At 62.2% G+C, this 14303-nt stretch carries 10 protein-coding genes; 9 read left to right on the forward strand and 1 reads right to left on the reverse strand.

Going from position 1 to position 14303, the window contains the following annotated elements; translation table 11 throughout:
• Window positions 1–55: 55 nt before the first annotated feature.
• The 4 genes from tilS to GX515_00720 all read left to right on the forward strand — a co-directional run bounded on the left by tilS (window position 56) and on the right by GX515_00720 (window position 6032).
• Window positions 56–1783, forward strand: a complete 1728-nt coding sequence (gene tilS / locus GX515_00705; GenBank protein ID HHY31531.1) for a tRNA lysidine(34) synthetase TilS — start codon at window positions 56–58, stop codon at window positions 1781–1783.
• Window positions 1784–2056: 273 nt separating this feature from the next.
• On the forward strand, window positions 2057–4024 hold the full coding sequence (locus tag GX515_00710; protein ID HHY31532.1) for an ATP-dependent metallopeptidase FtsH/Yme1/Tma family protein: 1968 nt from the start codon (window positions 2057–2059) through the stop codon (window positions 4022–4024).
• A gap of 83 nt (window positions 4025–4107) precedes the next feature.
• On the forward strand, window positions 4108–5769 hold the full coding sequence (gene hutU / locus GX515_00715; protein HHY31533.1) for a urocanate hydratase: 1662 nt from the start codon (window positions 4108–4110) through the stop codon (window positions 5767–5769).
• A gap of 53 nt (window positions 5770–5822) precedes the next feature.
• Window positions 5823–6032 carry a DUF2294 family protein gene (locus GX515_00720; protein ID HHY31534.1) on the forward strand — a complete coding sequence of 70 codons (210 nt, stop codon included), beginning with the start codon at window positions 5823–5825 and terminating at the stop codon, window positions 6030–6032.
• Window positions 6033–6391: 359 nt separating this feature from the next.
• On the opposite strand, the gene GX515_00725 is transcribed toward GX515_00720, so the two are convergent.
• Entirely contained in the window at window positions 6392–8323 is a 1932-nt protein-coding gene (locus tag GX515_00725; protein ID HHY31535.1) for a HAMP domain-containing protein, read from the reverse strand.
• Between the two features lie 449 nt (window positions 8324–8772).
• On the opposite strand from GX515_00725, the gene GX515_00730 reads away from it, so the two are divergent.
• The 5 genes from GX515_00730 to GX515_00750 all read left to right on the forward strand — a co-directional run bounded on the left by GX515_00730 (window position 8773) and on the right by GX515_00750 (window position 14087).
• Window positions 8773–9885 carry a GGDEF domain-containing protein gene (locus tag GX515_00730; protein ID HHY31536.1) on the forward strand — a complete coding sequence of 371 codons (1113 nt, stop codon included), beginning with the start codon at window positions 8773–8775 and terminating at the stop codon, window positions 9883–9885.
• A 76-nt stretch (window positions 9886–9961) separates the two neighbouring features.
• Window positions 9962–10444, forward strand: coding sequence for a 4Fe-4S dicluster domain-containing protein (locus GX515_00735; GenBank protein ID HHY31537.1), 483 nt, complete (start codon window positions 9962–9964; stop codon window positions 10442–10444).
• A complete protein-coding gene (locus tag GX515_00740; GenBank protein ID HHY31538.1) occupies window positions 10444–12255 on the forward strand; it encodes an aldehyde ferredoxin oxidoreductase family protein in 1812 nt (603 codons plus the stop codon). The genes GX515_00735 and GX515_00740 overlap by 1 nt, the downstream gene beginning before the upstream one ends.
• Window positions 12256–12271: 16 nt before the next feature.
• The gene (locus GX515_00745) at window positions 12272–12550 is read left to right on the forward strand and encodes a MoaD/ThiS family protein (GenBank protein HHY31539.1); all 279 of its coding nucleotides are present in this window, start codon (window positions 12272–12274) and stop codon (window positions 12548–12550) included.
• A 265-nt stretch (window positions 12551–12815) separates the two neighbouring features.
• Window positions 12816–14087, forward strand: a complete 1272-nt coding sequence (locus GX515_00750; protein HHY31540.1) for an NAD(P)/FAD-dependent oxidoreductase — start codon at window positions 12816–12818, stop codon at window positions 14085–14087.
• Window positions 14088–14303: the final 216 nt, after the last annotated feature.

A 14303-nucleotide genomic window follows, 5' to 3' on the forward strand; every position in this document is an offset into this window, starting at 1 on the left:
TCGCGGAAAGGATTCTTCCGGTAAGGAGCCGGTTGGCACATTGCGAGGAGGCTCGATGGAACATCCGCGCGGCGTGAGATCTGGCGTAGCGCGCACAGGCGTGACAGGTCTCATCGACAAGGTGAGGGCGACTATTCAAAAGTATGAGATGACGAGGCCGGGTGACCGGGTGTTGGTCGGAGTATCGGGCGGCCCCGATTCGGTGGCGCTCTTGCACGTCCTCTGGATGCTCTCGGAGGAGCTCGGCATCGTCCTGCATGTCGCGCACTTGAATCACATGCTTCGCGGCGAGGCGGCCGACGAGGATGCTGGTTACGTGAGTGACCTCGCGGGCCGCCTCGGCCTGCCTGTGACTGTGGAATCCCGGGATGTGGCGGCGATCGCGCGCGAGGAGCGGGTCTCGCTGGAGCTTGCCGCGCGGGAAGCCCGCTACGAATTCTATCGCGAAGTGGCACGATCGACCGGCGCAACCAGGGTGGCGCTGGGCCATCACGCAGGTGACCAGGCTGAGACGGTTCTTCTGAGGCTTCTACGAGGCACGGGCACCACGGGGCTCGGCGGGATCCCTCCGGTGCGCCCCCTCGGGACAGGCGAGGGCGGCGCTGGCAACAGCAAGGACAAGGAGGGCCCGGTCATCATCCGTCCCCTCATCGGCGTGCCGCGTCGGGAGATCGAGGCGTATTGTGTGGACAACCATCTCTCTCCCAGGGTTGACGCGTCAAACCTCGCCCCGGTGTACGCGCGGAACAGGGTGAGGCACGAGCTCATTCCTCTCCTCGAGCGTCGCTTCAACCCGCGCATCGTGGAGAGCATCGCGAGGACGGCCGAACTCGTCAGGGAGGACGATGCGTTCATATCCGGTGAGGTCCGGCGGAGGATGGGACATATCATCCTCGGGAAGTCCCCGGGGGGACCACTGCTCAGCGTCACCCGGCTTCTCGCCGAACCCGTCGCCGTCCAGCGGCGGGTCGTGCGCGAGGCCATAGCGCTCTTGGGGCTAGGGGTGGAGGATGTGGGATTCGAGCATGTAGAAACCGTGCTCGAGCTCGCCCGGGAAGGTTCCCCAGGAGCGGCCGTGAGCCTGCCCAGGGGGATCTGGGCGAGGAAGGCCTACCGTCCAGCGAACCCTCTTGATGGCTGCGATAGGCAAGGGGCGAGCCTCGCCATCGGGTCTCCGGTTGAGCTTATCCTCGAGTTCGGCAGCGGGCCCGCGCCGGAGCCCCAGCCTGAACGCTGGCCGTGCGGGGAGACGGAGGCGTGGGCGGCGTCCGAGTCGGCCGCGCGGTCACACCCTGGAGGCCCGCTTGCCACCCGGGGGTTCGAGCACACCTTGAACGTGCCGGGAACGACGTTCGTCCCCGAGCTTGGGCTGATCATAGATGCCGAGGTCTTCGAGACGAAGAGATGCGGGTGCGGCGAGGACACCCGCGTAGGCCGTGTAGGCCATGTCGGCCGTGTAGGAGCCGATCCGTGTCCAGAACCCGACCCGTATGAGGCGTTCTTCGACCTCGACGCGCTCGGGCCTAGTCTTGCTGTGAGGACGAGGCGCGAAGGGGATCGGATTCGCCCGTTCGGGATGGAAGGCCACAAGAAACTCAAGGATCTGTTCATCGATGAGAAGATCCCACGGAACATTCGGGACCGGGTGCCCGTTATAGTAGCTGGGAAGGATATCCTCTGGGTCGTCGGCGTCAAGAGGAGCGACCTCGCCAGGGTGAGCCCGTCGACTCGCAGGGTCTTGCGTCTGGCAGTGCGGGCTGCGGAGCATGGCGGGCCCGGGTGAGCAAGACGGCCGTTCTTCTCCCCGCCGAAAAGCAACGCGAACTTCTGGCGACACATTTAGAGGTGCCTAGTCCCGCGCGCGGATTCGCACGGAGGCGACGAGGGCGCAGGGGTACGTTCGGTTGTGATTGATAGGACCGTGTGCTATAATGTGCTTGCATATCATGGGATTTCTGAATCCTAGGTCTTCATGGCGGAGATGAACTGGTCCGGTCGGTGGCCTCTCATCAAGGCCCAGCCGGGCGCGTGGTGATGACCAGTGGGAGGAGATCAATTGAACAAAGCGCTACGCACGCTTGGCTTGTGGCTGCTCCTGGGGCTCATGACGGTGTCCATTGCCAGCAGCTTTTACAGCCAGAGGGAGCAACCCAAGAAAGTCAGCTTGAGTACGTTCATGGAGAAGCTCGACGCAGGCAGTGTGTCGGAGCTTCACATTATTGGTTACGACAAAGTGGAAGGGAAATTCACCGACGGCACCGAGTTTGAGACGTACGTGCCCGACATAAGCCTCGTCACTGACAGGCTGAAAGATGCGCAGGGGCCGCTCGCCGGGGTCGAGGTCACGGCGGATCCGAAGCCCTCGGCTCCGTGGTGGTACACGATCCTGCCCCAGATAATCTCGATCCTGTTCTTCGTGGGGTTGTGGCTGTTCATACTCAACCAAATGCAGGGAGGCGGCAACAAGGCGCTCTCGTTTGGAAAGAGCAGGGCCAGGCTCCACGTTGAGGATCGGGGCAAGACCACGTTCGCCGACGTTGCAGGTGTGGACGAGGCTAAGGAGGAGCTCGCCGAGATAGTGGAGTTCCTCAAGCACCCGAAGAAGTTCGTGGAGCTCGGGGCCAAGATACCAAAAGGCGTGCTGCTCGTGGGGCCTCCGGGAACCGGCAAGACGCTGCTCGGGCGGGCCATCGCAGGCGAGGCGGGTGTGCCGTTCTTCATCATAAGCGGCTCCGACTTTGTTGAGATGTTCGTTGGTGTCGGCGCAGCGAGGGTGAGAGACCTCTTCGATCAGGCCAAGAAGAACGCGCCGTGCATCGTGTTCATCGATGAGATAGACGCGGTGGGCAGGCAACGAGGCGCGGGCTTGGGCGGCGGACACGACGAGAGGGAGCAGACGCTCAACCAACTTCTCGTGGAAATGGACGGATTCGAGCCGAACACCGGCATAATCCTTCTTGCCGCAACCAACAGGCCTGACGTGCTTGACCCGGCCCTTCTGCGGCCGGGGAGGTTTGACAGGCAGGTGGTCGTGGATATGCCCGACCTTCCGGGCAGGGAGGCCATCCTGAAGGTGCATGCGAGGAACAAGCCCCTCGCGCCTGATGTCGACCTCAGGGTTCTCGCTCAGAGGACTCCTGGCTTCACCGGTGCGGACCTGGAGAACCTGCTGAACGAGGCCGCCATACTGGCAGCGCGACGTGGTAAGCGGAAGATCACCATGGCAGAGTGCGACGAGGCCATCGATCGCGTGGTGGCCGGCCCGCAGAAGAAAGGGCGGGTCATGAGCGAGCGCGAAAAGAACCTCGTGGCTTTCCACGAGGCTGGTCACGCGCTCGCAGCGAAGCTGCTGCCGCACGCGAATCCCGTTCAGAAGGTCTCGATAATACCTCGAGGGAGGATGGGCGGTTACACTCTCATGCTTCCCGAGGAAGATCGGCACTTCCTGACGAAGTCGGAGATCCTTGATGAGGTCGTCGTAGGGCTCGCGGGCCGTGTGGCCGAGGAGATCATCCTGGGTGAGATCTCAACCGGTGCCGAGAACGACCTCAACGGGGTCACGAAAGCGGTGCGCAGGATGGTGACGGAGTACGGGATGAGCGAGAAGCTCGGTCCGCTCACGTTCGGTAGAAAGCGGGAGGACACCGTATTCCTCGGCAGAGACCTCGCCCACGACCGCGATTACAGCGAGGAGGTTGCCGCGGCGATCGACCGCGAGGTTCGGCGGATAGTCGACGAGTGCTACACGAAGGCGAAGGAGCTCATCGGCGGCAACAAAGACAAGCTGGAAAGGCTGGCCAACGCACTCAAGGAAAGAGAGACCATCGAAGGGGCGGAGCTTGACGCGCTTCTGTCTGAGGCGGCGCCGTCCAGGGAGGCGGACGCCGGCCAGACGATACCTGCCGCCGCGGCGGCAGCGACCCTTGGCGAGGCTCAGTGCGGTGCCTCGGATGAGGAAGGCGGTGCCAAGGGGCGGGTTCCGTCCAGGCCTCCGAAGCTTGCGGAGAGCCCGGGCAGAGCGTGATGGAATGAGCGGGCCGGGTGCTCGTGCGCGATAATGAGAAAGCGCGGGCACCGGGCCCGTTTTCGTTAGAGGAGGGAGAACCGGTGGCAGAGGTGGTTCGTGCACCGAGGGGACGGGAGCTTTCGTGTAAGGGCTGGCAGCAAGAGGCTGCCATGCGTATGCTCATGAACAACCTTGACCCAGAGGTGGCGGAGAAGCCTGAGGAACTCGTGGTTTACGGCGGTCGAGGCAAGGCGGCGCGCAGCTGGGAAGCATTCCATGCCATTGTGGATTCCCTCAAGATCCTGGAAAACGATGAGACCTTGCTGGTCCAATCAGGGAAACCAGTGGGTGTCTTCAAGACGCACCGACTTGCGCCGAGGGTCCTCATCTCCAATTCCATGCTCGTTCCGGCGTGGGCGACGTGGGAGAAGTTCTGGGAGCTCGAGGCGAAGGGCCTCACCATGTACGGCCAGATGACCGCGGGAAGCTGGATCTACATAGGCACCCAGGGTATCTTGCAGGGGACGTACGAAACCTTTGCGGAGGCCGCGCGCCAGCATTTCAACGGCACTCTCGCGGGCAAGTTGGCCCTCACGGCCGGGCTCGGGGGTATGGGCGGCGCTCAGCCGCTTGCAGTGACCATGAACGGCGGTGTCGTCATAGCCGTGGAGGTTGACGAGGAGCGCATCAAGCGCCGCCTCGCGACCAGGTACTGTGATGTCATGGCCCGCAGCATCGACGAAGCGGTGTCGCTCGCGCGCAGGGCTTTGGAGAAGCGCGAGGCTCTCTCCATCGCCCTCCTGGGGAACGCCGCCGAGACCCACCCTGAGTTGGTGCGCCGTGGGGTTATCCCCGACATCGTGACCGACCAGACATCTGCGCACGACCCATTAGGAGGGTACATCCCGGCGGGCCTTTCTGTGGACGAGGCCGCTGAGCTGCGCAGGCGCGATCCCAAGCTATACATTGAGCGCGCTATGAAGTCCATGGCCACGCAAGTGGAAGCGATGCTCGAGATGAAGCGCCGCGGCGCGGTGGTGTTTGATTACGGGAACAACCTGAGACAGCAGGCGTTCAACGCCGGGGTGAAAGAGGCTTTCAGTTACCCAGGCTTCGTGCCCGCTTACATACGCCCTCTCTTTTGCGAAGGCAAGGGGCCCTTCCGATGGGTGGCGCTCTCAGGTGATCCCGAGGACATTTACAAGACCGACGAGGTCGTGTTGCGTGAGTTTCCAGAGAACGAGCGTCTTACCCGCTGGATTAAGATGGCCCGCGAAAAGGTGCAGTTCCAAGGGCTGCCTGCCAGGATATGCTGGCTGGGATACGGCGAGAGGGCGAGGTTCGGGAAGGCCATAAACGAGCTCGTTCGCCGGGGCGAGATCTCGGCGCCCATTGTGATCGGTCGCGACCATCTGGACACAGGATCAGTGGCGTCGCCCAACCGCGAGACCGAGGGGATGCGCGACGGCAGCGACGCCATCGCAGACTGGCCCATATTGAACGCCCTCCTTAATGCCGTTTCTGGAGCGTCGTGGGTTTCAGTTCATCATGGGGGCGGCGTGGGGATCGGCTACTCCATCCATGCCGGAATGGTAGTGGTGGCTGACGGCACGGACGATGCCGATTGGCGCCTCGAGCACGTGCTTACCACGGACCCGGGTTCGGGCGTGATCCGTCATGCGGACGCCGGCTACGAAAAGGCCATCGAGACCGCACGTAAGCACGGAATCAACATACCGATGCTACGGGAACGGTGCTCGTGACGGCAGCAAGCCGGGGGAAGGCGCGCTAGCCGAAGGGCGGGGGAAGATCGCGGGTGGCAAAGACCAAGGGCCAGATCGAAGCCGAGATAAGCAACGCCGTTCTCAGGTTTGAGAAGGAGCACATGGGCAGAGGTCCGGACGACGAGGTAGCCCAGGATGTCAAGATCCTGGCCACTGTGCATAACCCCCGGCGACCTCGCGCGCTGACGGCCGGAGCAACGGCGACCTTCAGCTCCGACCAGGTATTCCGCCTCTTTTCTTGAAGGTGTTAGGGTTGCCGGTGCTTGCACGACGGGGCGTTGAGAATTTGGCTAGCCCGCGCGCCAAATTCGAACGAGGCGCGCGGCAAGCGCGCCGTCCCCGGAGAGCAACACCGGCAACCCTGGATGCAACACCAGCAACCTTGGACGGGACTTCCGTGGTAAAAAGTAGCGCGAACCTGCGGTAATCTGCTTAGGGGACCTGCACGCACTACCTCTCTAGGCGCCGGAGCCCCCGTCCGCGCACGGCCGTCCCCGGTTTGTCGGGCCCGGCCGTTCGGACCGTCAGGTCAGGGCCGCTCGCCGGGCGGCGCCCCACGGCGCGGGAGACATGCCGTTTGAGGCGCCTTGACGCTCACACCTCACACCGCGAATGAGCTTACGAGCTTGCTCAGGTCGGCAGCGAGCTCCGCCAAGCGACGTGCCGAGCTTGTTACCTCTGCAATGGTTGCAGCCATCTCCTCGGTCGAGGCGGAAGCCTGCTCCACTGAGGCGGCTGTCTGGGTCGAGACCGACGCTACCGCCTCGACGGCTTTTCGCACCTCCTCGCTGGCGGCCGCCATTTCCTCAGTGGCCGCCGTATTTTCCTCGGTTATGCTCGCAGCGCTCTCGATGGCTTTGATTGCCCGCGTGCTATGGGCCGCCATCTTTCGAACGAGGTCGGCGATGGCGTCCACTTCCGCGGCCATGTGTTCCACCGCACCCATTATGTCCGAAAGCGCCTTGCCGGCTTCGCCTGCGAGCGCGTTGCTGCCTTGTGCTTCCGTTGCCGTCACGTTCATAAACTTGTCGGCTGTCCCGACGCTATTCTGCATCTTCTCGACGATAGCAGAGATCTCTTTAGTGGCTTCGCTTGACCTCGTGGCGAGCTTTCCGACCTCGTCAGCCACCACGGCGAATCCCCTGCCGTGCTCGCCCGCCCTGGCAGCCTCTATGGCAGCGTTCAGGGCGAGGAGGTTGGTCTGCTCGGCTATCTCGTCGATGACCTCGATTATGTCGCCGATCCTTATGGAATCCTCCCCGAGCTGCTTGGTGGCTCCGGCTGTCTCAGCGATGAGGTCCGCGATCCTCCTCATGCTGTTTATCGCCTTGCCGACAGCCTCCTTGCCCGAGAGGGCCGTGGCCCGCATTCCGTCAAATGCGTGAACAAGGGAGTCCGCGCTCTTGGCCACCATGTCAATGGCGCTCACCATCTGCGAGACGGTATCGCTTGCCTCCGTCACCGACGCGACCTGGTTTTCGGCGCCCCTCGCTATCTGGTCTATGGCCTCGCCCAGTTGATTCATGGTTTTGTGAGTCTCATGGGCTCGGCGGGTTTGCTCTGACGCCCCCGCGGCCACGGTCTTCATGACCTCAGCGATCTGGGTGGTTGCTTGGTTTGCCCCTGCGGCGCTCTCGGAAAGACTCTCCCCGGTGGAGGCGAGTTCGCGCGAAGACTCGCCGATGTGTGAAACAAGCGTCCTGAGGCTTGACAACATATCTGCGAAGGCTCGGGAGAGCGTGGCTATCTCGTCGCTGCGTTTCAAGGTCGGGATATCCTGCGAGAGGTTGCCGCTGGCGACCTCGCGTGCCGCTCGCGTGAGCCGTGAGACCGGCTTGGTGATGTTCCACGTGAGGGTAATTCCTATCAAGAGACCCACGAGGGCGGCCGCGGCCATTCCCCCCACTAGGATCAATCTTACCCGTCTGCTTTGAGCTGTCGCAGCCGCCACCTGATTCGCATGCTCCTTGTTGGTCGAAGCGATCCACTCATCAGCGACCGAGCTGAGCTCGGTGATGATGGGCAGCCCGTCCGTGCGGATGAATTCGAGGGCCTTTTGCGAATCGCCCGACTGGACCAGCATCTTTGCGACGTTCGCGCGCGACGCGAACCTGCTGTTGGCGTCGCCGAGCTGCTGAAGGTACTGCGCACTTGCGCTGTCGTCAGGCATCACGGTCAGTATGTTGCTGAGCTCTGTCTTCGAGGCTTCATCGGTAGCTTCGAATTCCTTCAGGACTCCTTCGTCTTGCGTCAAAGCATACGACAGGATTGTCGCGGCCTTCTTCCACGTAGCGATCCGCAAGCTGTCGATATGCCTCTGCAGCGGCACGCCAGCGTTGAGGATCCTTGAGTACACGCCTTCCTGCACCTGCATGCCGTACATGCCTAGGTATGCCACGCCACCCATCAGCAGTAACAGCAACACGACCATGCCCATGATCTTCGATCCTATGCCCGGCTTTGGCCTGATCTTCGCGAGCCTCGCTCGCCAGGATCTGGTGGGACGCTCGCCGGAAGAAAGCCTGCTTCTCATGGGACCGCCTCCATGCGCGAGGCTCTTGCGACAGACCTCGCAGCTTGTTCAGATAGGTGGGATCTGTTGCATGTCATACCATTTTCCGACATTCGCCTTGGGGATTCGCCGTGGTTTGCCCATTTCCTCCTAACCAGGACTTTGTCATAGATGTGTCAGCTATCCATCATTACTTCTGCTCAGGTAACATGAAGTTCACTTGCCATTGCTTTCCTTCAGGTGCTATGGTAAAATCAAGGACACGGGGGAGTTAGGGAAGCCCTGGCGTCGTCTGTCACGGGCACATAGTAACGTTGTAAGAGGCCTGTGCCTGTGTTCGACTCGTTCCCTTATAGAAATATCGGCTTGACCGGGCGTAGACATTAGTGCTGCCGCAAGATTCGACTGGCCCACATGTTTTGCGATCGCCAGCAAGCTCCCCGCAGTTGCGGTAAGGCGAGGCCGGAGAAGTGACCCGCGAAAGACCTGATCGAGAAGGCATTCTTACAGGCCGCGATGCGCTGGTCATCGACAGGCTCTGGATGTCGGCTGCCGTTGTATCCGTGATGGTGGGCGTGGCGTTCCTCGATGAGATCCGGTGGCAGCCAGGGCTCTTTCCGTTTTCGCTTGCGGTTATAGGTCCTGCGTACGTGTTGGTCAGGCGGCGCCTCGCCTCGACCGAGCTCGGGAACAGCCTTTGGCTAAAGCTCCTGCTTACCAGCGCAGATATAGCCATCGTGGAGGCCGTCATATATGTCTCCGGCGGGCCTTCGAGCCCTTTCTGGCCGTTAGCCGCGCTGCCAATACTCGCCGCCACCCTCAGATTCGGTCTTAAAGCCGGGCTCGCGACCGCCATCGCCGCTTGCGCCCTTTCCGTTGCAGTCCTGGCCGCAGGAGAAGCCCCGGAAGGGTTATCCGGGCTCAACCTATGCAGGCTTGTGTTTACGGGCGCAATGTTGCTTCTCATCAGCTTTTTCTTAGGCATGCTGCTTGAAGAAGAAAGGAGACTGAGACAGGAGGTTCTTGCGCTCTCACGAACCGACCCTCTCACCGGTATCTACAACCACCGTTATCTCCTTGACGTCCTCGGCATAGAGCTCAAGCGGGCGGCCCGGTATGGGGAGCCGCTGGCGGTGAGCATGATAGATCTTGACCTCTTCAAGAGCGTTAACGATGCCTTTGGGCATCTCGCAGGCGATAAGATCCTCACTCAACTAGCGGACACTCTGAAGAAAACGTTCCGCACCACGGACTATCTGGCTCGATACGGCGGTGATGAGATCGCCGTCGTCATGCCGAATACCGGGTGTCAAGACGCTTTCGCGGCTCTGGAAAGGGCCAGGGACGCGGTTTCCGAGACGGGCTTCGTGGGGCCCAACGGACGCATCCTGAAGATCACCATAAGTGCCGGGATCGCCGTCTTCCCCGATGATGGCGAGGATGCCCTCGTGCTCCTTGATAAGGCGGACCGGGCGATGTACGCGGCGAAGGGATCAGGGGGGAACCGCGTACAACTGTACCGTCCATCCCTCGACGAGATGGCCTTTGAAACGGCGTCAGCCCTCGATTCACGCCTTCCGTGAGTTTCGATGCGGTAGAAGGAATCCAACGCGACTTCACGAATTGTATATTAAAATGCGAAGAAAGGGGGACGGTGCCTTGGAGAAGGTCCTGCTAGTGGAGCATGAGAAGTGCACGGCGTGCCGTATCTGTGAGCTGGTGTGTTCCGCGAAACAGGCGGGGTCGTTCAGCCCTGCGAAGGCGAGGATCACCGTCGCGACGTTTCTCGAAGACAACTTCTTCTTTCCCGTTACGTGCCAGCACTGCGATGAACCCCTTTGCCAAGATGTGTGCCCCACCGGCGCCATAGGTCGGCACCCGGAAACGGGGGCGGTGGTCATCGATGACGCGAAGTGCATAGGTTGCAGGATGTGCCAGGCTGCGTGTCCGTTCGGGGCCATCGCCTACTCGCCCGCCGAGGGTAAGGTCGTGAAATGCGATCTCTGCGGCGGTGAGCCCGAATGTGTCTTGTTCTGCCCGTGGGACGCTATCAAGTACGTCCAGGCGGACGAAGCCGCGCTGCGTAAGCGCAAAGCCGTGGGCGAGAGGCTGAAGAGCGCCCTTCAGGAGGTGAAGGCGTGATGTTCGGGTGGACGGGAAAGATCCTTCGGGTTTGTCTTAGCACGCGGTCCATAAGCGTGGAAGACCTGTGCCCCAACCTCGCCGAGAAGTACATCGGAGCGAGAGGTCTCGGCAGCAAGATCCTTTACGACGAGCTCGGGCCCGGTGTAGATCCTCTCGGTCCTGACAACAAGATCATCTTCGCCACGGGCCCTCTCACTGGCACCGCGGCCACCTCAGCGGGCCGCTACAATGTTGTCACGAAGTCGCCGCTCACGGGGTTCATTGCGGGATCGAACTCTGGTGGGCACTTCCCTGCCGAAATGAAATACGCGGGCTTCGACGCCGTTATCGTGGAGGGGGTCGCGGACGAGCCCGTTTACATCTGGGTACACAACGGCAAAGCCGAGATCCGCTCGGCGAGGCACGTCTGGGGGAAGACCACGGCCGAGACGACAGATATCCTTGTCCAAGAGACGGATCCGGATGCAAAGGTGGCATGCATAGGCCCTGCGGGCGAGAAGCTCGTGCTCTTTGCGTGCGTGGTGAATGACAAGGGCCGCGCCGCCGGGCGCTCGGGCGTCGGCGCGGTCATGGGCTCCAAGAATCTGAAGGCGATCGTGGTGCGCGGAACGGGCGACGTGAAAGTAGCCGATCCGTCGCGGTTCAGGGAAGCTGTGCTGGCGGCCTTCAAGAAAATCAAGGCGTCTCCCGTGACGTCTCAGGGTCTTCCAACATACGGGACGCCCGTTCTCGTGAATGTCATCAACCAACACGGGGCTTTTCCGACGCGCAACTACCAAACCGGCGTGTTCGAGGGTGCTGAGAAGATATCCGGCGAGACGCTGGCTGCGACGCTTCTCGTAAGGAAGCGCGCATGCTTTGGCTGCCCCATCGCATGTGGGCGGCCTACCGTGATAAAGAGCGGCAAGTACAAAGGGCAGGGTGAGGGGCCCGAATACGAGGCCATCTGGGCGCTTGGAGCGGCATGTGGCGTCGACAACCTCGAGGCGGTGACCAAGGCCAACCACATCTGCAACGAGCTCGGCCTTGACCCGATAACCATGGGGTCGACCATCGCGTGCGCCATGGAGCTGTACGAAAAGGGTTATCTGCCGGAGGGCGCGACAGATATGGCTCTGAGGTTTGGCGATGCCGACGCCGTGGTTGAGGCAACCCGCAAGACCGGGTACCGCGAAGGCTTCGGTGACATGCTCGCGAGAGGCTCGTACCGTCTTGCGGCGGAGTTCGGGCATCCGGAGCTTTCCATGACTGCGAAGAAGCAGGAGTACCCGGCATACGACCCGCGTGCCGTGAAGGGCATCGGATTGAACTACGCCACGTCCAACAGGGGCGGGTGCCACGTGAGAGGGTACACCATATCCTCCGAGGTGCTCGGCGTCCCGGAGAAGGTCGACCCGCTGGTGAAAGAGGGGAAGGCTGCCTTGGTCAAGGCGTTCCAGGACGTGACCGCGCTCGTGGATTCCGCCGGGATGTGCCTATTCACCACGTTCGCGCTGGGGGCGGAGGACGTAGCGACCATGCTCCGGTTCGCGACAGGGCTCCCCTTCACCACTGAGAACGCAGTGTTGGCCGGGGAGCGCATCTGGAATCTAGAGCGCCTCTTCAACATGAGGGAAGGACTCACGAAGGCTGACGATTCGCTGGTACCGAGGCTTCTCACCGAGCCGATGCCCGAGGGCCCGGCTGCTGGGAATGTGTGCGAGCTTGAAGAGATGCTCGCCGAGTATTACTCGGCCAGAGGTTGGAGCGAGGACGGCAAGCCTTCCGACGAGACGCTGGAGCGACTCGGGCTCACCATGTGTGCGTGAATGAGGGGTGCACGCGTTGCGCGTCCGATTCTTCTTCTTCCTGAAAGAGGCGGCGGGTACCGACGAGGTCTTGATACCAGCGGGATCTGCCCCATGCCTCCGGGCGCTGGTGCAGGTCCTCCAAGACCGCTTCGGAGAGCGCCTCGCGCGCCAGATCGTGACAGAGGATGGGGAGATCCGCCGAGACATCAATATCCTCGTAAACGGCCGGAACGTTCAGTTCTTGGAAGGGGCTGACACGAAGCTGGACGATGACGACACGATAAGCTTCCTTTCGCCAGTCGCAGGAGGGTGACGGGCGAGGGGACAGGCGGGATAGCTAGGCGTGGCACAGGCGCCCGCAACCCGCCTTTTTAGTGCGGGCGCCTGCCACCGCGCGGCTGGCCGGCTGGAGGCCGGCGCGGGGCGACACGCTTGAGGGGACATGCTTGAGGGACCGAAAAGAGACAAAGAGAAGAGAGGAACGAGCGTTCCAACGAGAAGGGGCGTCAACAGGGAGAACGAAGTGGGAGAAACGCGCGAGGCCCGCAAGCCGTGCGCATGGGATGGAGGATGGCCTCATGAAGTACGTGATCCTCGGGAATGGTCCTGCCGGGATAAGCGCTTTGAAGGCGATCAGGGAGGTGGACCGCACAGGTGATATCACGGTGGTATCGCCCGAGAGGTGGCGGTTCTACTCGAAGATCCTCTTGACCTACTGGATCGCGGGGAAGGTGAGGTTTCCGAGCCTGTTTCTCGTCGGCGAGGACTTCTACGAGCAAAACGGCGCCAAGACGCTCTTCGGGGTGGCCGCAACCCATATCGACCCGGAAGGAAGGGTCGTCGAGCTCTCCAACAGGCAAAAGCTCATGTACGACAAGCTGCTCCTCGCTATGGGGAGTTCGCCGCAAGTACCCGATGTATGCGGCGTGAGGCTTCCTGGGGTCTACTACCTGAGGACGTTCGATGACGCCGAGAGAATAGCCCAGGCCGTGTCCTTCGCCCGGCGCGTTGTCGTGATAGGGGGAGGGCTCGTCAGCCTCAAGGCTGCGGAAGGCCTGCTGGCCCGCGGGCTCGAGGTATGGATGGCTGTGTCTTCGAGGCGGCTGCTGTCGCAGGTTACGGCCCCTGAGGATGCCGCGCCGGTGCTCAAGGTTTTCCAGGGGACCCCTGGGCTTCACATACTCTTAGGGTGCGATGTGACGAGGATTGAGGGCAACGGGAGAGTCGAAAGTGTCATCCTCAGCACTGGTCAGAATATCGACTGCGAGATGGTGGTCGTCGGAAAAGGCGTCATTCCCAACCTTCTCTGCACGCGGGGCACGGGCATCGCCACGGGTCGTGGGGTCATCGTGAACGAGCTGATGGAGACCAACATGCCCGGGGTATATGCCGCGGGCGACCTGGCTGAAGGCTTCGATATCGCCCGGGGCGCGGTTGCTCTGAACGCCCTATGGTGCAGCGCGGTTTGGCAGGGCAGGGTGGCGGGCTACAACATGGCGGGCCTACGCGTGACGTACCCCGGCGACGTCGGGATGAACACTGTCACGTTTGGAGGCGCGTGCGTCGCGGCCATCGGCAGGACGAGGCCCGAGGAAGGCGACGAAGTGCACACGCTCGCTGGCGCGAAGGGCGGCGACGAAGGCGATTACGCACGGCTCGTCTTCCGTGGCAGCCGCTTGACCGGGGCGGTGCTGGTGGGGAGATACGTCCGGACCGCCGGGGTTCTGCGCAGCCTCATCGCACGCCGGGTTGACGTCTCGCGCATAAAGGATGATCTCGCGCGGGGCAAGATGTCGTACCCGGCTACGCTGAGACGGGTCGCAAGCCTGGGTGCGTCCTGGGTTTTCTAGGGCTTCGGCGGCTTCCCAGCTCGCATGTCCCGCCCCCTGGGATAGCCGCGTTTCGGCTCTTCGATCGTCCCGGGGGTTGCCGGCGTCCGCCAGGCGAACGAACGGCGGGGCTCAACTTACGCGTACCACCCCACTGACCTTCGGCGTGAGCAAGTGCGAGTGGTCGGCTTGCTGGCACGGCCTGTCGCCTTGCGGCCGCCGGCAACCCTGACGAAA

The sequence above is a fragment of the Bacillota bacterium genome (assembly GCA_012842395.1).
GTDB lineage: Bacteria > Bacillota > SHA-98 > UBA4971 > UBA4971 > UBA6256.

Coding starts and splice junctions, on each gene's coding strand:
- GX515_00740 (HHY31538.1), top strand. CDS start 10,444: ATGTTCGGGTGGACGGGAAAGATCCTTCGGGTTTGTCTTAGCACGCGG.
- tilS (HHY31531.1), top strand. CDS start 56: ATGGAACATCCGCGCGGCGTGAGATCTGGCGTAGCGCGCACAGGCGTG.
- GX515_00725 (HHY31535.1), bottom strand. CDS start 8,323: ATGAGAAGCAGGCTTTCTTCCGGCGAGCGTCCCACCAGATCCTGGCGA.
- GX515_00750 (HHY31540.1), top strand. CDS start 12,816: ATGAAGTACGTGATCCTCGGGAATGGTCCTGCCGGGATAAGCGCTTTG.